Source organism: Streptomyces sp. NPDC107546, assembly GCF_055639175.1.
Genome location: NZ_JBVKBA010000001.1, coordinates 541289 through 566197, shown reverse-complemented (window position 1 = coordinate 566197; position 24909 = coordinate 541289). Strand labels below are relative to the sequence as shown.

Genomic DNA, 24909 nt, shown 5'->3' with positions numbered 1-24909 from the left:
GGGTCCTGTTTCGGGGGGCGCTTATCGGGAGCCGGGGCCGGCACTCCGGCCGCGGCCCCGCCCGGCCCACGCGGGTCCAGCCCGGCCGCCCGGCCCGCCACGCGGGTCCGGCCCGGTCGCCGCGCGCGCCCGGCACGGGTCCGGTTCGGGCATAAGGGGACACACGGGCCTGTGCGCGGTCAGCCTGCGTCATCGCGTGGGTACAGAGCGAGTTGGCCCCTTCCGCCTCACAGGCAGTCATGTGAAACTGTGGTCCCGTCCGCAGTGTGGACCTTTCCTCCGCACCGTCCGTCCCCCACGAGAAGTGCGCCCGTGCGTGATCTTCCCCTGCCGCTCGCTCTCACGGCGCGGCTGAGCCCGGTCCTCGTGCTCGCCTGTGCGGGCTGGGCGCTGACCTCCGGTCCGGCCGCCTCCTCGGCCACCGGGCACAAGTCGGCCCAGCGGAGCCAGGACGCCCAGAGCCCCCAGGACGCGGGAACCTCCTCCGCTTCCGACCCGTCGGCCGCGGCGAAGACGTACTCCACCGCACCCGCACCGTGCGCGGCTCTGACCGGGAAGACGATCACGTCCCTCGTCCCGGGCGCCAAGACGGCCGGCAAGGAGATCCCCTCCACGGACCGGTCGGTCCGCCGCACCTGCTCCTGGAACGCGCTCAAGGGCTACGACTACCGCTGGCTCGACGTCACCTTCGAGATCATGGACTCGCAGGCACAGGTGCAGAAGTCGTACACCGAGCGGACCACGGACAAGAGCGGCGGCGGCGCGGTCCCCGGTCTCGGCGACGCCGCCTACTCCGTCGTGAACCTCACCACCGAGGACAAGCAGCAGACCCGTGAGGGCCTGGTACTGGTCCGCGTGTCCAACGCGCTGGTCTCCGTCGACTACAACGGCAGCGACTTCGAGACGAAGAAGGCGCCCGGTACGGACGAGATCAACAAGGGGGCCATCAAGGCCGCCAGAGAGGCGGTGGCCGCGCTGGGGGGCGGTCAGCAGAAGAACTGACCGCCCCGCACGACCGGCTGGAGGTCAGACCGTGGCGTCGTCCCGGCCTCGCGCCAGCATCAGCAGCAGGTACAGCACCAGCGACGTGCCGAGGCCGACCGCCCAGCCGTAGTCGGCGAGCGGCTTCAGGGCCGGGACGGGGCGGCCGTCGATCAGCGGATGGAAGTCCGCGCCGCCGATCGCCAGCACCCCGCCGACGGCGAAGGCCAGCACGGCCCGCCAGTTCCAGCCTCCCCCGTACCAGTAGCGGCCACCCGAGCGGTACAGGTCGGTGAGGTCGAGCCGGGTGCGGCGCAGGATCCAGTAGTCGGCGATGAGGATGCCGGCCACCGTGCCGAGCAGGCCGCCGACCAGGCCGAGCCAGGTGAAGATGTAGCCCTGGGGGTCGGAGTACAGCTTCCACGGGAAGATCAGCACCGCGAGGACCGAGGTGATCAGGGCGCCGGTGCGGAAGCTCACCTTCCTGGGCGCGATGTTGGAGAAGTCGAACGCCGGGGAGACCAGGTTGGCCGCGATGTTCACCGACAGGGTCGCCACCAGCACGGTCACCAGCGCGTAGAGCAGCCCGACCACGTTGTCCGTCTTCGCCGCCAGCTGCACCGGGTCCCAGACCGGCTTGCCGTACACCGCCTGCGAACCCGAGGTGACCAGCACCGACAGGAACGCGAACAGCGTCATGGTGGTGGGCAGGCCGAGCGCCTGGCCCCACGTCTGGGCCTTCTGGCTGCGGCCGTACCGGGTGAAGTCCGGGATGTTCAGCGACAGCGTGGACCAGAAGCCGATCATGCCCATGAGGGAGGGCGCGAACAGCTTCCAGAAGTCCGCTCCCCAGCCCAGCTTGGAGGGCTGGTCGAAGAGCGGGCCGAAGCCGCCCGCCTTGCTGCTCATCCACCAGAGCATCACCAGGGCGCCGACGATCACGAAGGGCGCCGCCCAGTTCTCGAAGCGGCGGATGGTCTCCATGCCCCGGTAGATGATGGCGACCTGGAGCACCCAGAAGATCGCGAACGACAGCCACATGGTCCAGGCGTAGCCGCCGACGTGGGAGGCGTTGGACCAGCTGTCGCCGATGAGCTTACCGGCGAGGAAGTAGATCGCCTCACCGCCGATCCAGGTCTGGATGCCGAACCAGCCGCACGCCACCAGCGCCCGTACGACCGCGGGGAGGTTGGCGCCGCGCACGCCGAAGGAGGCCCGGGCGAAGACCGGGAAGGGGATGCCGTACTTGGGTCCCGCGTGCCCGGTGAGCAGCATCGGGACCAGCACGATCACATTGGCCAGGGCGATGGTGAACACCGCCTGCTTCCAGTCCATGCCGACCGCGATCAGGCCGGAGGCCAGGGTCCAGGACGCCGTGTTGTGGGCCATGCCGACCCACAGCGCGGAGAAGTTGTACGTGGTCCAGGTGCGCTTGGCGACGGGGACCGGCAGCAGGTCCTCGTTGGCGTACGCACCGCTCGGCTGCGGGGAGTCCGTGGCGATCTCCACGCGCCCGTCGGGGAGGGTGACTTGGGCGGACGGCGGTATGGCCGTGGGAGCGGTGTCGGTCATGGGGCAGGCCAATCAGGAGGTGGGACGGGAAAGGCCGTGCGGGTGCGGCGCCGATGGGGGGTGCGCCCGGTGGACGAAGCGACCGGAGCGTCCTGGGTCCCCTTCCCGGGAGAGCGGGAAGGGGACGAACGGAGGGACGAAGGGTCCGGGGACCCGTCGGGGATCAGCCGTTGACGGCCGGGATGACCTGGCTCCCGTACGCGTCGATGACGGCTTCCTGCGCGTCGTGCATGTCGTAGACGGCGAACTGGTCGACGCCCAGCCCGCGCAGTGCCTTCAGCTTCTCGATGTGCTTCTCGACCGGGCCGATGACGCAGAACCGGTCGACGATCTCGTCGGGCACGAACTGGGTGTCGGGGTTGCCGCTGCGCCCGTGGTGGGCGTAGTCGTAGCTCTGGCGGGCCTTGATGTAGTCGGTGAGCTCCTCGGGGACGGCCAAGGAGTGCTCGCCGTACTTGGCGACGAGGTCGGCGACGTGGTTGCCGACCATGCCACCGAACCAGCGGCACTGCTCACGGGCGTGCGCCAGCGCCTCGGGCGAGTCGTCCTCGGTGACGTAGGCGGGGGCGGCGACGCAGATCGTCACCTCGGACGGGTCGCGCCCGGCGGCCGCGGCCGCGTCCTTCACCGCCTTGACCATGTACTCGGTCAGATACAGGTCGGCGAGCTGGAGAATGAACCCGTCGGCCTCCTCTCCGGTCATCTTCAGCGCCTTGGGGCCGTACGCCGCCATCCACACGGGTAGCCTGGCGCCCGGTTTGATCCAGGGGAACTTGACGACACTGCCGCCGCCGAGGTCGGCCTCCTGGCCGCTGCCCAGCGCCCGGATGACCTTCATGGCCTCGCTGATGCGGGCCAGGGTGTTGGGCTTTCGGCCGGCGACGCGCATCGCCGAGTCGCCGCGGCCGATGCCGCAGACGGTGCGGTTGCCGAACATGTCGTTCAGGGTGGCGAACGTGGAGGCGGTGACCTCCCAGGTGCGGGTGCCCGGGTTCGTCACCATCGGGCCGACCGTCAGCTTCCGGGTGTTGGCCAGGATCTGGCTGTAGATGACGAACGGTTCCTGCCACAGCACGGCGGAGTCGAAGGTCCAGCCGTAGCGGAAGCCGTTGCGCTCGGCTCTCTTCATCAGGCTGACGACCCGCGAGGCCGGCGGGTCGGTCTGCAGGACGAGTCCGAAGTCCATGGGGCGCCACTCCTAGTTGAGGTACTGACAGGTGGAGCGGGGGGTGTAGACGCCGTGTCCCGCGCGTCCGGTGAACTCCCGCTCTGTGATGACGGGTTCACCGCGCGAGAGGACGGTCTCGACCCGGCCGGTGGTGCGCTTGCCCTCGTACGCCGAGTAGTCGACGTTCATGTGGTGTGTCTCGGCGGACATGACCTGCTCGGCGTGCGGGTCGTAGATGACGATGTCGGCGTCGGCGCCGGGGGCGATGGTGCCCTTCTTCGGGTAGAGGCCGAACATCCGGGCGGGGGTGGCGCAGGCGATCTCGATCCAGCGGCGGCGTGAGATGTGCCCGTCGACGACGGCCTGGTGCAGCAGGTCCATCCGGTTCTCGACGCCCGGGAGGCCGTTCGGGATCTTCGAGAAGTCGCCCCGGCCCAGCTCCTTCTGGCCCACGAAGCAGAAGGGGCAGTGGTCGGTGGAGACCACCTGGAGGTCGTTGGTGCGCAGGCCTTTCCACAGGGCCGCCTGGTGCTCCTTGGGCCGCAGCGGGGTCGAGCACACGTACTTCGCGCCCTCGAAGTCGGGCTCGGCGAGGTTGTCGGTGGACAGGAACAGGTACTGCGGACAGGTCTCGCCGAAGACGTTCAGCCCCTCGTCACGGGCGCGGGCCAGTTCGGCGACCGCCTCCTGCGCCGAGACGTGCACCACGTACAGCGGGGCACCGGCGACCTGGGCGAGCTTGATGGCGCGGTGGGTGGCCTCGGCCTCCAGCAGGGCCTTGCGCACCTCGCCGTGATACCTCGGATCCGTCTCGCCGCGGGCCAGCGCCTGCTCCACCAGCACGTCGATCGCGATGCCGTTCTCGGCATGCATCATGATCAGCCCGCCGTTCTCGGCGGAACGCTGCATGGCGCGCAGGATCTGGCCGTCGTCCGAGTAGAAGACGCCGGGGTAAGCCATGAACTGCTTGAACGAGGTCACGCCTTCCTCGACCAGGAGATCCATCTCCTTGAGCGTCTCCTGGTTCACATCGGAGACGATCATGTGGAAGCCGTAGTCGACGGCGCAGTTGCCCTCGGCCTTGGCGTGCCAGGCGTCCAGCCCCTCACGCAGCGAGTGGCCCACGCTCTGCACCGCGAAGTCGATGATCGTGGTCGTTCCGCCCCAGGCGGCGGCCCGGGTGCCGGTCTCGAAGGTGTCGGAGGCGAAGGTGCCGCCGAACGGCAGCTCCATGTGGGTGTGGGCGTCGACACCACCCGGGATCACATACTTGCCGGTGGCGTCAATGATCCTCCCCCACCCTCCGGACGGGGGTGCCCCCGTCTCGCTTCGCTCGGCCGTGAAGGCCTCGGCGGCCGGGGTGCCGGACGCGGCGAGGGCGGCGATGCGGCCGTCCTCGATCAGGACGTCGGCGTGGATCTCGTCGGACGCGGTGATGACGAGGCCACCGCGGATGACGGTACGAGTCATGCTCACCCTCCGGGCGTTGACGGCGGACGTGAAAAGTGCGGGCTGTGTGTGGCTGGTCGCGCCCGCGCTGCGGTAGCCGCATGTCGAGCACAGCCCCGCGCCCCATTCAGGGGCGCGGTGATCTGCCCCCTTCTACGGCGCGGTCAGCGGGCCGTACGCGTCGGGACGGCGGTCCCGGTAGAACTGCCAACGGTCGCGGACTTCGCGCAGCTTGGCCAGGTCCAGGTCCCGGACGACCAGTTCGGTCTCCTTGTCGCTGGCCACCTCGCCGACGAACTGGGCCTCCGGGTCCACGAAGTACGAGGTCCCGTAGAAGTCGTTGTCGCCGAGCTCCTCGGTTCCGACCCGGTTGATCGCGCCGACGAAGTACTCGTTGGCGACGGCCGCCGCCGGCTGCTCCAGCTGCCACAGGTAGGCGGACAGACCGCGCGAGGTGGCCGAGGGGTTGAAGACGATCTCGGCGCCCTCCAGACCCAGCGCGCGCCAGCCCTCCGGGAAGTGGCGGTCGTAGCAGATGTACACGCCGATCCTGCCGACGGCGGTCTCGAAGACCGGCCAGCCGACGTTCCCGGGACGGAAGTAGAACTTCTCCCAGAAGCCCTTGACCTGCGGGATGTGGTGCTTGCGGTACTTGCCGAGGTACGAGCCGTCCGCGTCGATCACCGCGGCGGTGTTGTACAGGACCCCGGGCTGCTCCTCCTCGTACATGGGCAGCACGAGGACGATGCCCAGCTCCTTGGCGAGGGCCTGGAAGCGCTTGACGATCGGGCCGTCCGGGATCCGCTCGGCGTACTCGTAGAACGCGGGGTCCTGGACCTGGCAGAAGTACGGCCCGTAGAACAGCTCCTGGAAGCACAGGACCTGGGCACCTTGCGCGGCCGCGTCGCGGGCCGCCTGCTCGTGGACCTGGATCATCGATTCCTTGTCGCCCGTCCAGGCGGTCTGGAAGACGGCGGCACGGATCACTCTGCTCATCGGGACCTCCGGTCGCTCGGTGTGCGGCGAGCTTAGGAAGCCGGGGCAGCCGGATTGAGTTGCAGCGTGTCACGTCTGGGGGCGTGCGGCGTTGCACCGTGTCATACCCGCCCGTACACACCTGTTTCCCGCACTTTTCCATGGCGTGTCACCCTTGTTGGGCGTCGTGCGCGAGCAGCGCGATGTGTACCGAGGCGGCTTGTTCGAAGTCGTCGAGGTCGACCCCGAGGCGGGCTTCTATGGCCTCCAGCCTGCGGTAGAGGGCCGGTCGGCTGACGTGGTGGAGCTGGGCGGTGCGGGACTTGTTGCGGCCGGTGGAGAGGTAGGTGCGCAGCACCGGCAGCAGCTCCTGCTCGGCGTCACGCCCGCACAGCAGCCCGTCCAGCTCCCGCTCGGCGAAGGCCTGCACGTGCGGGTCGTCGCGCAGCAGCCGGATCAGGCCGCGCAGATGGACGTCCCTGAGGCGTACGACGGCAGGGAGGTCCTGCGCGGCCAAGTGGCCGGCCACGGCGTCCGCGACGTGCTGGGCCTCGCGCAGCCCGGCGGGCACGTCCTCCCAGGCGGTACGCGGATCGGCGGCGGCGATGGCCGTCCCGCGCGCGGCCGGGGATTCCGTGCGCAGCCGGGTGGCGAAGTGCGCGGTCAGCGCTTCCGCGTCCTGGTCACGGGCGAGGCTGAGCAGTACGGCGGTGACCCCGTCGGCCAACTCGGCGGCGAGCCCGGGCAGGCCCAGCAACCGGAGGACTCGATCGAGCTGGGCGGGATCGCCGTCGCGTACGACCAGGGGGACGAAGGTGCGGCGGTTGACGGGCAGCCCGGCCGCCCGCGCCCGGGGCAGCAGCCGGCCGGCCGGGACGCCCCCGGAGACCAGGTCGGTCAGCAGGCTCTGTGCGGACTGCTCCTCCCAGGTGTGCACCGAGCCGTGGAGCATCCGGTGCAGGACCAGGGCCTCGGCGCCGCGCTCGGCGAGCAGGCGCCCGATCGGACTGTCGCCGCGGTAACCGCACAGCACGATCCGGCCCCAGCGCTCCCCGCGCCCGCCCAGCTCGGCGCGGACCCAGCCGTCGCCCTCGCTGCCGCCCGCCTGCCGGGAGATGCGCTCCCAGTCGCGCAGGACGTCGTCGACCGCGGGCCGCTCCCCCGCCGTGGCGAGCACGCGGTGCGCGAGGTTGGTGAGGACGACGGGGCAGCCCGCGTGCACGGCGATCTCGTCGAGCAGCCGCTGCAGCGGGGCCCCCGCGGTGATGAGCCCGGTCAGGGCCGTGCGAACGGACTCGGACAGGCTCACCGCCGCGAACTTGCGCCGCACGAGGCGGGACTGGACCTCCTCGGTCAGTTCGGCGAACGGGAAGGGCCGGTGCAGGACCACCATGGGCAGCCCGCACCGCTCGGCGGCCCGGCGCATCACGTCCGGGGGCGCCGGGAAGGCCCGGCCGAGTCCGAGGACGACGGCCGCGGCCTCCGCGCGGTGCAGGGACCGGATGTACTCGGCCTGCTTCTCCACGTCACCGGCGAGCAGCACCCCGGTGGTGAGGACCATCTCACCACCGCTGAGCATCACGCCGACGTCGGGTGCCTCCGCGACGTGCACCCAGCGCACCGGCCGGTCCAGGTGCCCGGCGCCGGCCACCACCTCGGGCTCTCCGGCGAGCACCCGGTCCAGGGCGAGAACCTGGCGTACCGACAGGGCGGGTTCCAAGGCGGTGGGCATGGTTGTAGTTCCCTTGCTGTGGTCCTACCGGAGGCACCTCGGGACGGTGCTGTCGAGGGGGTGGATCGTCACCGGGCGCTCCTGAGGGCCTGCTCGAGGATCGCGGCGCCCTCCTCGGCCTCCGCGACGGTGAGCGAGAGCGGCGGGGCGATACGCAGCACGCTGGTGTTGTGTCCGCCGCCCTTGCCGATCAGCAGTCCCCCGTCGCGGGCCGCCTCGAGTACGGCGGCCGCCGCGTCCGGGTCGGCCTCGTCGGTGCCGGGCCGCACCAGCTCGACGCCGATCATCAGGCCGCGCCCGCGCACCTCCCGTACGCCCGGAAGCTGGGCGCCGACCGCCCGCAGCCGCTCCATGAGCAGTCCGCCGACGCGCCGGGCGTTGCCCTGGAGGTCGTGCTCCAGCAGGTACGTCAGGTTGGCGAGCCCGGCCGCCATCGTGATCTGCGTGCCACCGAAGGTCGAGATGCTGTTGGCGTCCAGGCAGTTCATGATCTCGGCGCGGGCGACGACGCCGCCGATGGACATGCCGTTGCCGATGCCCTTGGCGAAGGTGAGGATGTCCGGCGGGCCGCTCTGGCCGTGCGCCTGCCAGCCCCAGAAGTTGTCGCCGGTGCGCCCCCAGCCGGTCTGCACCTCGTCCGCGATCCACAGGATGCCGTGCTCCTGGAGCACGTCGCGGAAGGCCGCGTACAGACCGTCGGGCGGCGAGGTGAAGCCGCCGACCCCCTGGATCGGCTCGGCGATCAGCGCGGCGGGCGGGCGGGTGTGGCCGAGGAGGTCCCTCAGGTCCTCGACGCAGGCCGCGATGAAGTCGGCGTCGCTCAGGTGGGCGAACGGGCCTCGGGTGCGGACCCCGCCGTGGACGTACAGCGTCTGCAGCGGGGACAGGGAGGTCGGGGACCAGCCGCGGTTGCCGGTGATGCCGATCGCGCTGAACGAGCGGCCGTGGTAGCTGTTGCGCATCGCGAGGATCTGGTTGCTGCGCCGGTACGTCGTCGCGAGCAGCAGCGCGGTGTCGTTGGCCTCGGTGCCGGACGTGGTGAAGAAGACGCGGGCGTCCGGGATGCCGCTCAGCTGGGCGATGCGCTCGGCGAGTTCGACCATCGGCCGGTTGAGGTAGAGCGTGGACGAGTGGATGATCCGCCCGGCCTGCTCGCTGACCGCCTTGGTCACCTCGGGCAGCGCGTGCGCGGTCATCGTGGTCAGGATGCCGCCGAAGAAGTCCAGGTACCTCTTCCCGTCGGCGTCCCAGACGTGCCGGCCCTCGCCGTGGGTGATCTCCAGGGGGTCCTTGTAGTAGAGGGCCAGCCAGTCGGGCAGGACGGCCTTGTGGCGGTCGTACAGGTCACTCACGGCTTCACCAGTCCTTCGTACGCGTCGGGGCGGCGGTCGCGGTAGAACGCCCACTGCTGCCGCACTTCTTCGATGAGGTCGAAGTCGAGGTCCCGCACGACGAGCTCCTCCTCCTTGTCGCTGGCGACCTCGCCCACAAACTGCCCACGGGGGTCGACGAAGTAGCTCGTCCCGTAGAAGTCGTTGTCGCCGTACTCCTCACGGCCCACGCGGTTGATCGCGGCGACGAAGTACTCGTTGGCGACGGCCGCCGCCGGCTGTTCGAGCTGCCAGAGGTGGGAGGACAGGCCGCGGTGGGTGGCGGAGGGGTTGTAGACGAGCTGGGCGCCGTTCAGGCCGAGCTGCCGCCAGCCCTCCGGGAAGTGGCGGTCGTAGCAGATGTACACGCCGACCTTGCCGACCGCGGTGTCGAAGACGGGCCAGCCCAGGTTGCCGGGTTTGAAGTAGTACTTCTCCCAGAAGCCCTTGACCTGGGGGATGTGGTGCTTGCGGTACTTGCCGAGGTAGGTGCCGTCGGCGTCGATCACGGCGGCGGTGTTGTAGTAGAAGCCGGACTGCTCGACTTCGAAGACGGGGACGACGATCACCATGCCGGTCTCGCGGGCGAGGTCCCGCATACGGCGCACCGTCGGCCCGTCCGGCACCGGCTCGGCCCAGCGGTAGTGCTCGGGCTCCTGGACCTGGCAGAAGTAGGGGGCGTTGAAGACTTCCTGGAAGCCGATGACCTTCGCGCCCTGCCGGGCCGCCTCACGGGCGTGCTCCACATGCTTGGTGATCATGGATGCGGTGTCACCGGTCCAGGTCGCCTGGACCAGTGCGGCGCGTACGACGTGGGCCATGGTGCCGCTCCTTTGCCTGATGGTCCCCGAGGGACGTCAGAGCCTCTACGCCCGTAGAGCCGGGCTGTAGAGGGTCGAACGTAAGCCTCCGCAGCGGCCTTGCCAAGACCATCGTCGTCAACCCGCTGAGTCGATCGCGTTTCGCACTCCTGCGGGTGAGCGCTCGCACGAAGGCCGGGCCGGTCAGGCGGTGAATCCGGCGACCCTCAGAGCGTGGACGAGGTCCCAGTGACGTTCGGCGGAGACGCCCCGTGCGGCCTCCAGGAGCAACGGTACGAGCAGCTGCGGGCCGGCGGCGACACTGCGGGCGGCCTCCTGAGGCGTACGGACGCGTACATACGCGTCGAGGAGGGCGCCGGCCTCGCGGTGTCGGCCGTCGGCGTGGAGTCCGAGGACGGCCTCGCCGATCTCCTTCGCGGGCCGTGCGACGCCCTGCCGCAGCATCTCCTCGCCGTCGGTGCCGCGACCGGCCGCGGTGAGGGCGTCCGCGGCGGCGACGAGGCGGTCGGCGGGCAGCGAGGCGGCCTCCCACAAGAGGGTGGCCCAGTCGGTGCCGAGGCCCGCGCGGTGCAGTTCGGCGGCCAGCAGGGGGTAGCGGTCGGCGGGCCAGTGGGCGGCCTCGACGAGCAGCGCGTGCGCCTCACCGCTGCGGCCCTCGGCGCGCAGCCGGAGGAGCGCGGCGACGGTGTCGACGGTGAGCTGCCGGTCGGCCTCGTCGACGGGCCGGGTACGCGGCTGAGGGCCCTCGGGTGTCTCGGCACCGACGGCACCCACTGCCCCGGCGAACCGGGCGCCACGGGGGCCCCGACGCCCCGGCGCGGGTGCGGCCACGGGCGGAACGGCGCCCGTGGGCGGCTCCTGCACGTCCATCACCCCGGCGAAACGGGCACTGCCGCGGGGGCGGCGTTTGGAGCGCTGCTTGGCGGGAGCGTCCACTGCGGTGGGAGTGGGGCCGGACTCGCGGCTCACGGATTCCCGGGACGGGCCGGACGGTCCCTCGGAACCGGGTCCGGGGGTGTCTTCGGCCCGGGTACGGTGCCAGAAGGAAGCGTCGTCGGCCGGTTGCGTGTCCGCGGGCTCCGAGCCGCCGTGAGGCCGTTCGGACGGCGCGTTCGGGTGGCCGCCGTGAGGCCGTTCGGACGGCGCGTTCGGGTGGCCGCCGTGAGGCCGTTCGGACGGCGCGTCCGGGCCCTGCGGCCACCCCTCGCGGCGCGCCCGGGCGGCCTCCGCCGACCGGCTCTCCGCACGGCCGCCCGACGGCGCCGCTGTTCCCCTGCCGGCCGTCTCCCCGGGCGCGCGAGCTTCCGTGGCCTCTTCCCGCAGGCGGAAGACCTCCCCCGCCCGGGCCGCCCCGGAAGGCCGCTCGCCCTGTGCGGGCAGGGCGCGGTGATCGAGGGTCTCCATACGGCGACGCAGCTCCGCGCAGCGGGCCGTGGCGCGGTCGTGGTCGTCCCGGGCCCAGGCCAGGTCGAGCCGGAGCGACGCGGCCTCCTCGCGGGTGGCGGCCGACTCCAGCCTGCGCGCGAGGTCCGCCCTGCGCTCCGCCGCGAAGCGCTTCTCCCGCAACATCACGTCGAGCCGGTCCCCGAGCGCCTCCCGGGCCCCCGGCCGGGCGTCGTACGCGACGAGTGAGGCACCGTGCAGCGCCCGCGCCCGCTCGGCCTCCGGCGCGGCGACGGCGGGCCCGTATGCGGCGGCGAGGTCCTGCAGCAGCGCCTCCACCACATCCCAGGGCGGCACCTCCCGGCCCTCCAGGCAGGCCCGCATGCCGTCGGGGTCGCGCTGCCAGAAGACCCCGCACCAGCCGCCGCCCTGGTCGAGCCGCGCCAGCAGCCCGTTCAGGTAGCTCGCGAACTCCCGTACCCCTACCGGGAGTTGATCCACCGCCATCGCACAGCTCCCGCCCGAGTGGAGTACTCCGGTCCGGTAGAAAACACCAGTCGTGTTACGGAAGGGCTACAGGCGGTTTTCAGAGCTGACTCAGTGCGCTCCGCGGGGAATTTCGCACCCTGTGCGCGCCCCGCCGCGCCGGCGCCGCACTCGAGGGTCGGCCACCCGCCCGCCCGAGGGCGTCCGCCATGTTGCACATGCCCCTGAACAACGATCGTGCGATGGTGTTCTAAGCGTCAGGGCACGCACCGCACGTGCACGCACCACAGGCGAAAACACACGTAACGCAGGTGCGCGCACGCACCACCGGTGCAAACGCACGCACCGCAGGTGTAACTCGGACAACCCCGGGCACCCGCGACGGACCGGCATGTACATCAGCGGAACGGAAGGCCATGACCAGCGGATTCACGGGTCCGCAGGGCTACGGCTCGGACCCCTTCGCAGAGTTCTTCGCACGTATCTTCGGTGGACAGCGTCCCGGTCCCCGGCAGATCGACCTGGGGCGGCTCCTGAGCGAGCCGGCCCGGCAACTGGTCGCCGGCGCCGCGCGCTACGCCGCCGAGCACGGCAGTCGCGATCTGGACACCCAGCATCTGCTGCGCGCCGCGCTCGCCACCGAACCGACCCGGAGTCTGCTCAGCCGCGCCGGGGCGGACCCCGACTCGCTGGCCTCGGAGATCGACGAACGCTCCGGCCCGGCCCAGCAGAGTTCGGGCGACGCGCCGCCGCCCACCTCGCTCTCCCTGACGCCCGCCGTCAAGCGCGCCCTGCTGGACGCGCACGAACTGGCCCGGGCCAGCGGCACCGGCTACATCGGCCCCGAGCACGTGCTCAGCGCGCTCGCCGCGAACCCCGACTCGGCCGCCGGGCACATCCTCCACTCGCACCGCTTCACCCCCTCTCCCCTGCCCCCGGAGGCCGGGGACCACGTGGCGCAGCGTCCCGAACGGCCGCGCCCCACCTCGACCCCCACTCTGGACAAGTACGGTCGCGATCTCACCGACCTCGCGGGGCAGGGCCGTATCGACCCGGTGATCGGGCGGGAGGAGGAGATCGAGCAGACCATCGAGGTGCTCTCCCGCCGCGGCAAGAACAACCCGGTGCTCATCGGTGACGCGGGCGTCGGCAAGACCGCCATCGTCGAGGGGCTCGCGCAGCGCATCGCCGACGGCGACGTGCCCGACGTGCTGCTCAGCCGCCGGGTCGTCTCGCTGGACCTGACGGGCGTGGTGGCCGGCACCCGCTACCGGGGCGACTTCGAGGAGCGGCTGAACAACATCGTCGGCGAGATCCGCGCGCACTCGGACGAGCTGATCGTCTTCATCGACGAGCTGCACACCGTGGTCGGCGCCGGTGGCGGCGGCGCGGAGGGCGGCTCCATGGACGCGGGCAACATCCTCAAGCCCGCCCTGGCCCGCGGGGAGCTGCACGTGGTGGGCGCCACCACGCTGGAGGAGTACCGACGGATCGAGAAGGACGCGGCGCTGGCGCGCCGGTTCCAGCCGATCCTGGTGCCCGAGCCGTCCGTCCAGGACGCCATCGAGATCCTGCGCGGGCTGCGCGACCGCTACGAGGCCCACCACCAGGTCCGCTACACCGACGAGGCGCTGGTGGCCGCCGTGGAGCTGTCCGACCGCTATCTCACCGACCGGCATCTGCCGGACAAGGCGATCGACCTGATCGACCAGGCGGGCGCCCGGGTGCGGCTGCGCGCCAAGACCAAGGGCACGGACGTACGGGCCCTGGAGCGGGAGGTCGAGCGGCTGACCCGGGACAAGGACCAGGCGGTGGCCGACGAACAGTACGAGCAGGCCACGCGGCTGCGTGACCGCATCGTGGAGCTGAAGCAGCGGATCGAGGAGGCGAGCGGCGAGTCCGAGGCCGACGAGGGGCAGCACCTGGAGGTCACCACGGAGGCCATCGCCGAGGTGGTGTCGCGGCAGACCGGCGTCCCGGTGAGCCGGCTCACCCAGGAGGAGAAGGAACGGCTGCTCGGCCTCGAGGAGCACCTGCACCAGCGGGTCGTCGGACAGGACGAGGCGGTCGCCGTGGTCGCCGACGCGGTGCTGCGCTCACGGGCCGGCCTCGCCAGCCCCGACCGGCCGATCGGCAGCTTCCTGTTCCTCGGCCCGACCGGCGTCGGCAAGACGGAGCTGGCGCGGGCGCTCGCGGAGGCGCTGTTCGGCAGCGAGGAGCGCATGGTCCGGCTCGACATGAGCGAGTACCAGGAGCGGCACACCGTCAGCCGGCTGGTGGGCGCCCCGCCCGGGTACGTGGGTCACGAGGAGGCCGGGCAGCTCACCGAGGTCGTACGGCGGCACCCGTACTCGCTGCTGCTGCTCGACGAGGTGGAGAAGGCGCACCCGGACGTCTTCAACATCCTGCTGCAGGTCCTCGACGACGGGCGGCTGACCGACTCCCAGGGCCGGACGGTGGACTTCACCAACACGGTCATCGTGATGACGAGCAATCTGGGCTCGGAGGCGATCACCCGGCGCGGCGCGGGCATCGGATTCGGTGCGGGCGGTACCGCCGCGGACGAGGACGCGCGGCGGGAGCGGATCCTGCGTCCGCTGCGCGAGCACTTCCGGCCGGAGTTCCTCAACCGTATCGACGAGATCGTCGTCTTCCGCCAGCTGACGGCCGACCAACTGCGGCAGATCACCGACCTGCTGCTCGACAAGACCCGGCGCCGGCTGCAGGCGCAGGACATCGACGTGACGTTCAGCGAGCGGGCCGTGCAGTGGCTGGCGCAGCGCGGCTACGAGCCGGAGTACGGCGCTCGCCCGCTGCGCCGCACGATCCAGCGGGAGCTGGACAACCGGCTCTCCCGTCTGCTCCTGGACGGCCGGATCGAACGCGGCAGCCGGGTCGAGGTCGACGTGGAGGACGACCGACTCGCGTTCCACCCGGGGCCGCAGGCCTCGGCGCGGGCTTCCGCCGACGGGGAGCCGGGCGGCGGTGCGACCCGCGCCCCGGAAGGCGGGGCCGCACCCTGGTGAGGGTGAACCTCCCGGCGGCCGTCAGGGCGCCGGGGTCACCACCATCGCCGAACCGCCACCGCGTCGCACCTTCTCGGCGGCGGCCAGCCACTTGCCCCCGGGCAGGCGCTGCACGCCCGTCGCAGCGCCGATCTCGGGGTTCAGCGTGAAGGAGTGCCCGATGGCCTCCAACCGGTCGCGCAGAGAGCTGTTGTAGAGGGCGGGTTCGAGTTCCGTCCTCGCCGCGTTGCGCTGGCTGGCGCGCGGTGCGGAGATCGCGTCGACCAGCGGCAGGCGCCGGTCCAGGAACTCGGTGAGGGTCTGCAGCACGGTCGTGATGATGGTCGCGCCGCCGGGCGAACCGAGCGCGACGACCGGGCGGCCCTGCTTGTCGAGCACGATCGTCGGGGAGATCGAGGAGCGCGGACGCTTGCCCGGGCCCGGCAGGTTGGGGTCGTGCACGGCCGGGTTGGCGGGGGCGAAGGAGAAGTCCGTGAGCTCGTTGTTGAGCAGGAAGCCGCGGTGCGGGACGGTGATGCCGCTGCCGCCGGTCTGCTCGATGGTGAGGGTGTAGGAGACGACGTTGCCCCACTTGTCGGCGACCGTGAGGTGCGTGGTGTTCTCGCCCTCGTACGTCGTCGGCGCCGCCGTACCGCCGGTCGCGCAGGGCGCCGGGTGGCGCGGGTCTCCGGGCGCGAGGGGGCTGGTGAGCACCGCGTCGTCCTTGATCAGGCACGCGCGTGAGTCGGCGTACCTCTGCGACAGCAGGTCCTTGGTCGGCACGTCCTCGAAGGCGGGGTCGCCGACCCAGCGACCGCGGTCCGCGAACGCGATACGGCTGGCCTCGATGAAGTGGTGCAGGTACTGCACCTCGCTCGCCTTCGACAGGTCCGTCCTCTCCAGGATGTTGAGCGCCTCGCCGACGGTCGTGCCGCCGGAGGACGAGGGCGCGATGGAGTAGACGTCGAGGCCGCGGTAGGACGTCTTCGTGGGCGCCTGGAGCTTGGCGCCGTAGGCCGCGAGGTCCTTCTCGGACAGCTTGCCCGGGCGGGCGTTCCAGCCCGAAGCCGGGTCCACCGGGGGCTTGTCGACCGCGGCGACGATGTCCTCGCCGAGGTCGCCGTGGTAGATCGCGCCTATGCCCTTGCGGCCCAGCTCCTCGTAGGTGCGGGCGAGGTCGGGGTTCTTGAAGGTGGAGCCGACGACGGGGAGTCGGCCGCCCGGCAGGAAGAGCTTGGCGGTGTCCGGGAAGTACCTGAAGCGGGTCTCGTTGGAGGCGGTCTGGGAGCGGAAGGTGTCGTCAACGGTGAAGCCGTCGCGGGCGATCCGCTCGGCCGGCTTCAGCACCGTGCCGAGCCGCTTGGTGCCCCACTCGTCCAGCGCCTTCTGCCAGGTGGCGGGCGTGCCGGGGGTGCCGACGCTCAGGCCGCTGCTGACGGCGTCGGCGAAGGCGAGCGGCTTGCCGTTCTCCACGAACAGGTTCGAGTCGGCGTTCAACGGTGCCGTCTCGCGGCCGTCGATGGTGTGCACCGTACGGGACCTGGCGTCGTAGTAGACGAAGTAGCCGCCTCCGCCGACGCCCGCGGAGTACGGCTCCGTGACGCCGAGCGCGGCGGCGGTGGCGACGGCCGCGTCGACCGCGTTGCCGCCCTTCTTGAGGACCTCGATGCCTGCGGCGGACGCGTCGGCGTCGACACTGGCCACGGCCCCGCCGTAGCCCACGGCCACGGGCACTTTCGCCGGAGTCGTTCTCCCCGGCCCCGTGGCGGCGTGCGGCGGCGCCGCCGCTCCCACCGACACCAGGGCGGCCGAGACCGCCGAAACCGCCAGTTTCCGCGCGACAGGGCGACGCATTCGTACCTCCAGTGGCGTGCGTCCACGCAGGGTAACCACATTGCCATGGCCCCGTCAGCACCGCCTCGACCAGCGGTCCGAATGGGGGACTAGCATGCGCGGCCATGAACGACGACGTGCGCAACATCGTCCTCGGGGTGATAGCCGCCGGCATCAGTGCCGCGCTCGGCTGGCTCGCCCGTACGTACCTGTGGAGGCGCAAGCTGCGCCGCAAACAGGCGTTCTTCGGGTTGCCGGATCACTCGGAGTCGCTGCTGGTGGTCAACCGCGCGGCAGGTGGACCGGAGCTGTCGGTGAAGCGTTACGACGTGTTCGCCCTGCTCGAACTCTCCGCTCTGATCAAGGACTGCCACGCGCGTGCCCAGGTCGTGGCGCACGACGCCACCCAGCAGGGCTTCGGCGGGCGGACGGAGTTCTGCGTCGGCGGCCCCTACTCCAACCGCCGGATGGCGGCCCACCTTTCCTCGCTGCTGCCGGGTGTGTGGGTCAACACGGACCCCGAACCCGCGGCGGAGCGGGGCACGTTCAGGATCGGCGGCGAGCACTACCGCATGGAGCGCGGCCGGAGCGAGTACGTCCTGCTGGCCCGGCTCACCGCGGAAGGGCAGGAGGACTCCCGCCCGGTGTTCCTCTTCTGCGGTCAGCGGGCCGTCGACAACCAGGCCGCGACCCGCTATCTCGCCCGTCACCACGAGCGGCTGCACCGCAGGTACGGCACCGGGTCCTTCGTGCTGCTGCTGAAGGTGGTCAATTCGCAGGCGTATGGCCCGGATGTGGTCGAGCTGGTCGCGGACGTGACGCGGGCGGCGCGGACCCCTATGCCCGAGCCGGCCTCCGCCGACACGACCGCTTAGCGGTTCAACAAACTTTACCGGTACGTAACTTACCGACGGGTTACTTGCGGTAAGGACGCACGGTTACCGTCGGGTCACTTTGCACTGACACGAGTGAAGGAGTGACCCATGGGACACGGTCGCACCCCTCTGCGCACAGCCGCCGCAGGAGCCGTGTCGGCGGCGCTGGTCGCCGGTACCGTCGTCGGCCTCGCGCCCGCCGCCCAGGCCGGCAGCGTCCGCTTCGTCGACATCTCCGGCGACGGCGGCACCGTACTGAAGGCGAACGTCGTCACGCCTGCCGGCGCCGACGGCTCGCACCGCTACCCGCTCATCGTGCTGCCCACGAGCTGGGGCCTGCCGCAGGTGGAGTACCTGACGCAGGCCCAGAAGCTCGCGGACACCGGGTATGTGGTGCTCACCTACAACGTGCGCGGCTTCTGGCAGTCCGGCGGACAGATAGAAGTGGCCGGTCCGCCGGACATAGCGGACGCCTCCAAGGTCATCGACTGGGCCCTCGCACACACTCCTGCCGATCCGGCGCACGTCGGCATGGCCGGGGTCTCGTACGGCGCCGGGATCAGCCTGCTGGCCGCCGCGCACGACAAGCGCATCAAGGCGGTGGCCGCCCTCAGCGGCTGGGCGGATCTCATCGACTCGATCTACTCGGGCCGCACCCAGCACGTGCAGGCGGCGGCCGTCCTGGACGGCGCGGCCACCCTCACCGGCCGGGAGAGCCCCGAACTGCGCAAGATCTTCGACAACCTGTACTCCTCGAACCTCTCGAAGGAGCAGGAGATGATCGACTGGGGGCGGAAACGTTCCGCCGCAACCTATGTCGACCAGCTGAACAAGAACCGCCCGGCCGTCATGCTCGCCAACGCCTGGGGCGACACGGTCTTCCCGGCGAACCAGTGCGCCGACTTCTACCAGAAGCTGACCGTGCCCAAGCGGCTCGAACTGCGCCCCGGCGACCATGCGACCGCCGAACTGACCGGCCTGTTCGGGCTGCCCAACGACGTCTGGACGGACACCGAACGCTGGTTGGACCACTATCTCAAGGGCGTCGACAACGGCATCGACCGTGAGCAGCCGGTCCAGTTGGAGTCCCGTAGCGCGGGGGGATACGAGGGCTACCCGGACTGGAAGTCGATCGCCGCGACCCGCCGGAAGATCGCGCTCGCCGGCTCCACGACCATCCACGCCAACGTCGACTCCGGCGCCGACGGCGGGATCGTCTTCCTCTCCAGCATCCTCGACCAGGTGGGCCGGCTCCCGCCGGTCGCGTCGATCCCGCTGCTTCCGCGCCGCTGGGCCGCCGTGTGGCGGTCGGAGAAGTACGGAAGCGCCCAGCACGTGCGCGGCACGGCGAAGCTGCACACCACACTCACGCCCACCAAGGAGAGCGGAACCCTCATCGCATACCTGTACGACGTGGGCCCGCTCGGCCTCGGCAAGCTGGTCAGCAACGCGCCGTACACCTGGCACGGGCGAACGCCCGGCACGCCGTTCGGCGTCGACCTGGAGCTGTTCTCCACGGCCTACGACGTCCCGGCAGGGCACCGCCTCGCGCTGGTCATCGACACGGTCGACCCGCTGTACATCGAGCACAACCCGTCCGGCGCACAGCTGACCTTCTCCTCGCCCGCGAACGACCCGTCCTACGTGTCGATTCCGCTGCGCGAGCAGTGATCTTCGGCTGCCGCCTTCCGGGCCCGGCCCTCTGAGCTGCTACTCCCCTTCCCCTCGCGGTCGACGGACCGCGGGGGGATCCCCACGGCCGCCAACACCACGGGGACGAACGGCACATCGTAGTCGAGACCCGGCGGGATGCGCCGGGCGGACGGCCACGCACCGCCGAGCCCCCGCTCACCCACGACCGGTCTCCGCGCCCGGCCGCCGCCGCCCCTTCGTTCCCGCGATCACCGTGGACCCACCGCTTCGCCGAGGTGCACCGGTGCGTCTGCCGCCGTCTGCCGCGCTCGCCGACCGGAGCCGGACCCGAGACTTACTGCTGGGCGTCCCGCCTGGTCGGCGACCGTTTCGGCGCGACTCCGGCCGTCTGAGCGGTGACACCGCACCACCTCCCGGGGTGTGGTTTGGGGCCGCGGCACGCCGGGAACTCCGAAAATAGGATTTATCGGGCACAGCTCAAGGGGTCACGGCCCGGCGGCAGCCCTCGTCGGGAGGCGTCATGGTCATCCTGGGGATCATTCTCCTCATCATCGGGTTCGTCGCGCACATCGCGATTCTCTGGACGATCGGGATCATCCTCGTCGTCATCGGAGCCGTACTGTGGCTCCTCGGCTCTCTCGGACACGCGGTGTTCGGGCGACGGCACTACTGGTAGTGCCGGTCGGTCGATGGGCGCCGCCGCGACCGGCGGCATCCGGCGGGCCCCGCACTCCGCGCAGCCGGGTTCACCCGGCTCGTGGCGGCGGGGCCCGTCCATGTCCGCGCCCGGGTCGGGCGTCGCGATCGGAGGTCAGCCGGATCCGTCCCACGTCTGCCGCCGGGGCACGGCGCTAGTTCCCGATTGGGGCGCTCCGCCCTGCCTGGGGACCGTCGGACGGGGCCGGGCGGGGCGTGCGGTGCCGGGCTCGTCCCACAGCGCGGTGGGCCTACCGCGCGCCCAGGCGAGCAGTCCCGGGTCCTCCAGCGTGTCCACCCACAGGTCGGCCAGGGCCACGGCCTCCCCGCCGGGCGTCCGCCCCACTCCGACGGCCCGCAGGCCCGCCGCACAGGCGGCCTTCAGCCCGTTGAGCGAGTCCTCGACGGCCAGGGCCCTGCCGCACTCCACGCCCAGGCGCCGCGCGGCCTCGGCGTAGGTGTCGGGGTGGGGTTTGGGACGTACTCCCGCGCCCGGCACGACGATGTGCCGGAAGTGGTGCCGCAGTCCCACGGACTCGAGGGAGAACTCCACCACGTCTGCGGGGCAGTTGCTGGCCACGGCCAGCGGTACCGCCCGGCTCAGGGCCGTCACCAGGGCCCGCGCCCCGGGCATCGGCACGGGATCCTCGGCGACGAGAGCGCGGAACGCCGCCAGGAGTTGCCGGGTCATCTCCTCGGCTCTGTCGGGTCTGCCGGCGACGCGGGCCATGAGGGCCCCGCACTCGGTGTAGTGCAGGCCCTTGCTGCGGTGCGTGAACTCCGCGTCGGGTACGACGCCGTGGCCGCGCAGGACCGTGTCCCGCGCTTGCTGCCAGTGCCGTTCGGAGTCCACCAGTGTGCCGTCGCAATCGAAGACGACGGCCGCTGGAGTCCAGTCGAAAATACGATGGGTCGTCATGTGTGTGCCGTTCTTGGCGCAGGACGGAACGGCCGGAAGGCGGCACGATCCGCCGGTGGGAATGCCGGTGTGCGCCTGCTGCGCTTTCTTCGCTTCGGGAAAGCGTCGGGAAAGCGTGACATCGCAGGCCGAGATGACTGGTTCACGCATGCACGGGTCACACATCGCGGTCTGCGGTGGTCCTGACCGCATCCGGAACCAGAAACATAATGAACGCTACGCTCTTTTGGAGCAGTCGTGAAGATTTGCCACCGCAATACCCACGTGTGGGTGACGCCTCATCGATAACGCAGCACACCCTCGGCCGTACGCTCGCCGCCCTGCCGAATGCAGAAGAAGCCGGTGCGGCCGCGCGGGAAGCAGTGGATGACCGCGGACGGTGCGTGTTCGGTGAACTTCAGGGCCGTCATACGGCCGGAAACCGGCCGCGGCAGAATTCCTCCGCTGCGCAGGGCGATCGCCTGTCGCGCCGCCTCCAGCAGGGCCATCCCGGGCACATGGTCGGTGCCGTGGTCGAAGTAGTAGGGGTGACGTGGATCGGCCGGGTCCACCAGGATGTCGTCCTGCTGACGGGAGATGAGGACGTCGGCGCTCGACTCGACCCCCAGAACGGCCGGTTGCGGCCGGGGGCGTCGGCCCGGCGCCGGAGCCAGGGCCGCCGCAGCGGGCCCGGAGCGGATTTCCGCGTACCGCCGGGCGTCGAGAATCCGTGCCCCGCCCGCCGCGTGTGCGAACGTGCGGCCTCCGGCCAGGAATTCGGCCCGCATCCGCAGCGCGTGCACCCCTTTTCCGTTCCGGTCGGCGCGGAGGTCACCGACCGACACCCGGCAGGTGACCTCGCTGGCGCCGTGCGGTGCCGTGGGTTCCGCGCTCGTGTCGAGCCGGAAGGCGACGTCATCGATCAGGAAGTGCGCCGTGGCCGGCACGCCGAAGTGGCGCAGCGGAACGCAGATGCCGAGCTGGCGCAGGGTCTCGACGAGCATCCAGGGACTGTGCCGGTCGTCACGACCGCGGGGGAACGTGGGGTGCGAGCGTGTCCACGCGGCGGCGGCGCAGAAGGTGAGCGGCCCGCACGAGCGGACGTCCGTCAGCAGCACCTCGGCCACCGAGATCCGGTGCACCACCTCGCGTTCGACGGTCCTGGACCAGCTCAAGGACGAACAACAGAAGCGGGAATCCATGAAAAAAGCTAATAAGACTATTGCTGCTTTCGCATGCGCGACCCTCCTGACCTTCCCGCGGGACGGCTACATTCCTCCTCGCGACCCATCGACGGACAAGGGGCAACGCGTGCAGGATCGGGCGGAAGAAACCCGCAAAGCCGTATTACTGGCCGCGGCTCACCTGTTCTTCGAACGTGGGTACGTGGCCACCAGTATCAGTGACATCAGTGAACGGTCCGGCCGCACCAGCGGAGCCATCTACTTCCACTACACCAACAAGGAACAGCTCGCCCTTGCCGTGGTGAAGGCACATTTCGCGACCTGGCCGGCCATGATCGCGCGCCATGAGGCCGCCGCGAAGCCGGCCCTGGAGAAGCTCGTCGGCCTCAGCTTCGCCGTCGCCCGGGCATTCCGGGACGACGTCCTCGTCCGCGCGGGCGCCCGGCTGTGGGCCGAGCGGAAGTCCATCGACGTCGAAATGCCTCCGCCCTTCGTGGACTGGATCGCCACGGTCGAGCGAATGCTCACCCAGGCACGCGCCGACGGAGACCTCGCGCGCGGGGCGGATCCCAACCGCGACGCCCCCACCCTGGTCGCCGCGTTCTTCGGGCTGCACACCCTCTCCGACGCCCTCGACGACCGCCTGCTGATCGAGGACCGCCTGACCGACCTGTGGCTGCTGCTCCTTCCGGCCCTCCAGGCCGAGCCCGCGCCACGGACGCTGCTGGCCACGGTGCGCGCCCAGGTGGCCGCCGACGTCTCAGGTCACTAGAGCTCCGCCGCCTCGGCATACACCTGGGACAGCTCGGGGGCGCCCGTGGAGGCCCAGGTGTGGCCGTCGGTGACCACGTCGATCTCGCGGCCGGAGGCCAGCCGGACCACGGGGTGGCCGTTCGGCCAGATCTCCCACGCGGCGCCGGGGACCGTGCGCACGATGACCGTGCCCAGGTAGAGGCCCGCGTCGTTCCCGAGCCAGGGCAGGGTCTCCTCGTCGTCGCGCCAGCGCGGCAGGAGCTGGTCCAGCGCCTCCAACGAGGCGGTGGAGTCGTCGAGTTCGACGCCCGCCTGTTCGGCGTGGGAACGCAACAGCTCGCATTCGGACAGGAGTCCGGTGACAGCGTCCGTGTCGGCGCCACCGTCGGAGAACACCGCGACACCCAAGGCGGGACCGCGTTTCTTGCGCCAGTTGCCCAGGAAGGAGATGTTCATACGCCCAGCGTGACACCGACGCGCTGCGAGACACCACAGGCGCGCAGAGGCCGCCGTCACGCCCCGGCGGCTACGGCTCCAGGTCCACCACCACCGGCGCATGGTCCGAGGCGCCCTTGCCCTTGCGCTCCTCTCGGTCCACATAGGCGTCCTTGACCGCCTTCGCGAACGGCTTGTTGCCGTACACCAGGTCGATGCGCATACCGCGGTTCTTGGGGAAGCAGAGCTGGCGGTAGTCCCAGTACGTGAACGGGTGCTCGTACTTCAGCGGGCGCGGCACCACGTCCTCCAGGCCCGCCTCACGCAGGGAGGCCAGGGCGGCACGCTCGGCCGGGGTGACATGGGTCGAGCCCTCGAAGGCCGTGACGTCGTAGACGTCGTCGTCCGTCGGCGCCACGTTGTAGTCGCCCAGCACCGCGAACGGGCGGCTGCCCGCGGCGTCGCCCGCGACGGCCGCCTTCAGCGCCTCGAACCACTGCAGCTTGTACGCGTAGTGCGGGTGGTCCACCTCGCGGCCGTTCGGCACGTACACCGACCAGACGCGGACCGGGCCGCAGGTCGCGGAGACGGCGCGGGGCTCCTCCACGCCGTCGTAGCCCGGGTCGCCGGGCAGGCCCTTGACCACGTCCTCCAGGCCGACGCGGGACAGCACCGCGACGCCGTTCCACCGGCCGTCCGCGTGGACCGCCGCCTCGTAGCCCAGCTCGCGCAGCTGGTCGTACGGGAACTGGTCCTCGGCGATCTTGGCTTCCTGGAGGCAGAGCACGTCCGTGCCGCTGCTCTCCAGCCAGGCCAGGAGCCTCGGGAGGCGGGCGGTGATCGAGTTCACGTTCCAGGTCGCGATGCGCATGCCTCACAACCTACCCGGCGGGTACGACAACCGGCCCCCGCCCTGTCTCCCGAGGCTTGCGCCCGCCTCAGAGATCCGCCGATCCGCCCGGCGTCAGCCGCAGGTGCTCGGCTCCGCCCAGGGCGCCGATCTGGTGGTCGTAGATCGGGCGGGCCAGGTCGGTCAGGAGGGCGTCGTGGATGTCGTACGCGCGCTGCGGCTTGACCTCCCGGACGTACTCGATCACCTCGGCGATCTTGTTCCAGGGCGCCATCACCGGGAGCATCAGCGTCTCGACGGGGTGGTCGGGGACGGTGAGGGCGTCGCCGGGGTGGAAGACCTTGCCGCCGTCGATCAGATAGCCGACGTTCGTGATGCGCGGGATGTCCGGGTGGATCACGGCGTGCAGTTCGCCGTGCACCTGGACGTCGAAGCCCGCGGCGGTGAAGGTGTCACCGTGGCCGACGGTGTGCACGCGGCCCGGGAAGGCCGCCGAGATCTGCTCGGCGACCGACTTCAGGGTCCAGATCTCGGCGCCCGGGTTGGCCTCCATGCCGGCCCGCAGCCGGTCCTCGTTGAAGTGGTCGAGGTGCTCGTGCGTGACCAGGATGGCGTCCGCGCCGACCGCGGCGTCCTCCTCGCTGAACGTGCCGGGGTCGATGACGAGCGTCCGCCCGTCCTTCTCGAGCCGGATGCAGGCGTGCGACTTCTTCGTGAGCTTCATGGGTCCATCCTGCCCTCGCCCCGGGGGACGTGGGCCTGCCGGGCATGGTGTTCCTGGTACCCGGCT

The 24909-nt window shown here is 71.0% G+C and carries 20 protein-coding genes; 6 read left to right on the top strand and 14 right to left on the bottom strand.

Going from position 1 to position 24909, the window contains the following annotated elements; translation table 11 throughout:
• Positions 1 to 312 precede the first annotated feature (312 nt).
• A complete protein-coding gene (locus ACZ7L1_RS02475) occupies positions 313 to 1002 on the top strand; it encodes a hypothetical protein (RefSeq protein ID WP_471433482.1) in 690 nt (229 codons plus the stop codon).
• Positions 1003 to 1026: 24 nt separating this feature from the next.
• Here ACZ7L1_RS02475 and ACZ7L1_RS02470 read toward each other — a convergent pair whose 3' ends face one another.
• From ACZ7L1_RS02470 to ACZ7L1_RS02435, 8 genes are all read right to left on the bottom strand, one after another.
• The gene (locus ACZ7L1_RS02470) at positions 1027 to 2553 is read right to left on the bottom strand and encodes an NCS1 family nucleobase:cation symporter-1 (protein WP_471433480.1); all 1527 of its coding nucleotides are present in this window, start codon (positions 2551 to 2553) and stop codon (positions 1027 to 1029) included.
• 163 nt (positions 2554 to 2716) lie between these two features.
• Positions 2717 to 3739, bottom strand: coding sequence for a TIGR03842 family LLM class F420-dependent oxidoreductase (locus ACZ7L1_RS02465; RefSeq protein ID WP_471433478.1), 1023 nt, complete (start codon positions 3737 to 3739; stop codon positions 2717 to 2719).
• A 12-nt stretch (positions 3740 to 3751) separates the two neighbouring features.
• Complete coding sequence (hydA, locus tag ACZ7L1_RS02460; RefSeq protein WP_471433476.1) at positions 3752 to 5191, bottom strand: dihydropyrimidinase; 1440 nt, start codon at positions 5189 to 5191, stop codon at positions 3752 to 3754.
• A 132-nt stretch (positions 5192 to 5323) separates the two neighbouring features.
• On the bottom strand, positions 5324 to 6166 hold the full coding sequence (locus ACZ7L1_RS02455; RefSeq protein WP_471433474.1) for a nitrilase-related carbon-nitrogen hydrolase: 843 nt from the start codon (positions 6164 to 6166) through the stop codon (positions 5324 to 5326).
• 148 nt (positions 6167 to 6314) lie between these two features.
• On the bottom strand, positions 6315 to 7877 hold the full coding sequence (locus tag ACZ7L1_RS02450; RefSeq protein ID WP_471433472.1) for a PucR family transcriptional regulator: 1563 nt from the start codon (positions 7875 to 7877) through the stop codon (positions 6315 to 6317).
• Between the two features lie 68 nt (positions 7878 to 7945).
• Positions 7946 to 9229 (bottom strand): aspartate aminotransferase family protein, encoded by a 1284-nt coding sequence (locus ACZ7L1_RS02445; protein ID WP_471433470.1) that lies wholly within the window; start codon positions 9227 to 9229, stop codon positions 7946 to 7948.
• Positions 9226 to 10068 (bottom strand): nitrilase-related carbon-nitrogen hydrolase, encoded by an 843-nt coding sequence (locus tag ACZ7L1_RS02440; protein ID WP_471433468.1) that lies wholly within the window; start codon positions 10066 to 10068, stop codon positions 9226 to 9228. Before ACZ7L1_RS02440 ends, ACZ7L1_RS02445 begins: the two co-directional genes overlap by 4 nt.
• Before the next feature lie 183 nt (positions 10069 to 10251).
• On the bottom strand, positions 10252 to 11958 hold the full coding sequence (locus tag ACZ7L1_RS02435) for a hypothetical protein (protein WP_471433467.1): 1707 nt from the start codon (positions 11956 to 11958) through the stop codon (positions 10252 to 10254).
• A gap of 395 nt (positions 11959 to 12353) precedes the next feature.
• On the opposite strand from ACZ7L1_RS02435, the gene ACZ7L1_RS02430 reads away from it, so the two are divergent.
• The gene (locus ACZ7L1_RS02430) at positions 12354 to 14963 is read left to right on the top strand and encodes an ATP-dependent Clp protease ATP-binding subunit (RefSeq protein WP_471433465.1); all 2610 of its coding nucleotides are present in this window, start codon (positions 12354 to 12356) and stop codon (positions 14961 to 14963) included.
• A 21-nt stretch (positions 14964 to 14984) separates the two neighbouring features.
• Here the strand turns inward: ACZ7L1_RS02430 and ggt are convergent, their stop codons facing one another.
• Positions 14985 to 16796: a gamma-glutamyltransferase gene (ggt, locus tag ACZ7L1_RS02425; protein WP_471433463.1), complete on the bottom strand. Its 1812-nt coding sequence runs from the start codon at positions 16794 to 16796 to the stop codon at positions 14985 to 14987.
• 104 nt (positions 16797 to 16900) lie between these two features.
• On the opposite strand from ggt, the gene ACZ7L1_RS02420 reads away from it, so the two are divergent.
• The 3 genes from ACZ7L1_RS02420 (at position 16901) to ACZ7L1_RS02410 (ending at position 19979) form a co-directional block, all read left to right on the top strand.
• Positions 16901 to 17650, top strand: a complete 750-nt coding sequence (locus tag ACZ7L1_RS02420) for a hypothetical protein (RefSeq protein ID WP_471433462.1) — start codon at positions 16901 to 16903, stop codon at positions 17648 to 17650.
• Between the two features lie 108 nt (positions 17651 to 17758).
• Positions 17759 to 19321, top strand: a complete 1563-nt coding sequence (locus ACZ7L1_RS02415) for a CocE/NonD family hydrolase (RefSeq protein ID WP_471433460.1) — start codon at positions 17759 to 17761, stop codon at positions 19319 to 19321.
• Positions 19322 to 19823: 502 nt separating this feature from the next.
• The gene (locus ACZ7L1_RS02410; protein ID WP_200418053.1) at positions 19824 to 19979 is read left to right on the top strand and encodes a DUF6131 family protein; all 156 of its coding nucleotides are present in this window, start codon (positions 19824 to 19826) and stop codon (positions 19977 to 19979) included.
• Positions 19980 to 20114: 135 nt separating this feature from the next.
• Here the strand turns inward: ACZ7L1_RS02410 and ACZ7L1_RS02405 are convergent, their stop codons facing one another.
• Entirely contained in the window at positions 20115 to 20918 is an 804-nt protein-coding gene (locus ACZ7L1_RS02405; RefSeq protein WP_471433459.1) for an HAD family hydrolase, read from the bottom strand.
• A gap of 278 nt (positions 20919 to 21196) precedes the next feature.
• Positions 21197 to 22072 carry a ScbA/BarX family gamma-butyrolactone biosynthesis protein gene (locus ACZ7L1_RS02400; protein WP_471433458.1) on the bottom strand — a complete coding sequence of 292 codons (876 nt, stop codon included), beginning with the start codon at positions 22070 to 22072 and terminating at the stop codon, positions 21197 to 21199.
• 136 nt (positions 22073 to 22208) lie between these two features.
• Between ACZ7L1_RS02400 and ACZ7L1_RS02395 the strand changes: the two genes are divergently transcribed.
• The gene (locus tag ACZ7L1_RS02395) at positions 22209 to 22853 is read left to right on the top strand and encodes a ScbR family autoregulator-binding transcription factor (RefSeq protein WP_471433456.1); all 645 of its coding nucleotides are present in this window, start codon (positions 22209 to 22211) and stop codon (positions 22851 to 22853) included.
• Here ACZ7L1_RS02395 and ACZ7L1_RS02390 read toward each other — a convergent pair.
• The 3 genes from ACZ7L1_RS02390 to ACZ7L1_RS02380 all read right to left on the bottom strand — a co-directional run bounded on the left by ACZ7L1_RS02390 (position 22850) and on the right by ACZ7L1_RS02380 (position 24843).
• Positions 22850 to 23290 (bottom strand): DUF6278 family protein, encoded by a 441-nt coding sequence (locus tag ACZ7L1_RS02390; protein ID WP_471433455.1) that lies wholly within the window; start codon positions 23288 to 23290, stop codon positions 22850 to 22852. The two genes, ACZ7L1_RS02395 and ACZ7L1_RS02390, sit on opposite strands and share 4 nt — an antisense overlap.
• A gap of 70 nt (positions 23291 to 23360) precedes the next feature.
• On the bottom strand, positions 23361 to 24140 hold the full coding sequence (locus ACZ7L1_RS02385) for an exodeoxyribonuclease III (protein ID WP_471433453.1): 780 nt from the start codon (positions 24138 to 24140) through the stop codon (positions 23361 to 23363).
• A 67-nt stretch (positions 24141 to 24207) separates the two neighbouring features.
• Positions 24208 to 24843, bottom strand: a complete 636-nt coding sequence (locus tag ACZ7L1_RS02380; protein WP_471433451.1) for an MBL fold metallo-hydrolase — start codon at positions 24841 to 24843, stop codon at positions 24208 to 24210.
• Between the last annotated feature and the right edge of the window lie 66 nt (positions 24844 to 24909).

What these genes read in the sequence shown, in the direction of transcription:
- ACZ7L1_RS02390 (WP_471433455.1), bottom strand. Translation starts at nt 23,290, where the DNA reads ATGAACATCTCCTTCCTGGGCAACTGGCGCAAGAAACGCGGTCCCGCC.
- ACZ7L1_RS02450 (WP_471433472.1), bottom strand. Translation starts at nt 7,877, where the DNA reads ATGCCCACCGCCTTGGAACCCGCCCTGTCGGTACGCCAGGTTCTCGCC.
- ACZ7L1_RS02420 (WP_471433462.1), top strand. Translation starts at nt 16,901, where the DNA reads ATGAACGACGACGTGCGCAACATCGTCCTCGGGGTGATAGCCGCCGGC.
- ACZ7L1_RS02385 (WP_471433453.1), bottom strand. Translation starts at nt 24,140, where the DNA reads ATGCGCATCGCGACCTGGAACGTGAACTCGATCACCGCCCGCCTCCCG.
- ACZ7L1_RS02405 (WP_471433459.1), bottom strand. Translation starts at nt 20,918, where the DNA reads ATGACGACCCATCGTATTTTCGACTGGACTCCAGCGGCCGTCGTCTTC.
- ACZ7L1_RS02455 (WP_471433474.1), bottom strand. Translation starts at nt 6,166, where the DNA reads ATGAGCAGAGTGATCCGTGCCGCCGTCTTCCAGACCGCCTGGACGGGC.
- ACZ7L1_RS02410 (WP_200418053.1), top strand. Translation starts at nt 19,824, where the DNA reads ATGGTCATCCTGGGGATCATTCTCCTCATCATCGGGTTCGTCGCGCAC.
- ACZ7L1_RS02435 (WP_471433467.1), bottom strand. Translation starts at nt 11,958, where the DNA reads ATGGCGGTGGATCAACTCCCGGTAGGGGTACGGGAGTTCGCGAGCTAC.
- ACZ7L1_RS02470 (WP_471433480.1), bottom strand. Translation starts at nt 2,553, where the DNA reads ATGACCGACACCGCTCCCACGGCCATACCGCCGTCCGCCCAAGTCACC.
- ACZ7L1_RS02430 (WP_471433465.1), top strand. Translation starts at nt 12,354, where the DNA reads ATGACCAGCGGATTCACGGGTCCGCAGGGCTACGGCTCGGACCCCTTC.
- ACZ7L1_RS02440 (WP_471433468.1), bottom strand. Translation starts at nt 10,068, where the DNA reads ATGGCCCACGTCGTACGCGCCGCACTGGTCCAGGCGACCTGGACCGGT.
- ACZ7L1_RS02380 (WP_471433451.1), bottom strand. Translation starts at nt 24,843, where the DNA reads ATGAAGCTCACGAAGAAGTCGCACGCCTGCATCCGGCTCGAGAAGGAC.
- ggt (WP_471433463.1), bottom strand. Translation starts at nt 16,796, where the DNA reads ATGCGTCGCCCTGTCGCGCGGAAACTGGCGGTTTCGGCGGTCTCGGCC.
- hydA (WP_471433476.1), bottom strand. Translation starts at nt 5,191, where the DNA reads ATGACTCGTACCGTCATCCGCGGTGGCCTCGTCATCACCGCGTCCGAC.
- ACZ7L1_RS02465 (WP_471433478.1), bottom strand. Translation starts at nt 3,739, where the DNA reads ATGGACTTCGGACTCGTCCTGCAGACCGACCCGCCGGCCTCGCGGGTC.
- ACZ7L1_RS02415 (WP_471433460.1), top strand. Translation starts at nt 17,759, where the DNA reads ATGGGACACGGTCGCACCCCTCTGCGCACAGCCGCCGCAGGAGCCGTG.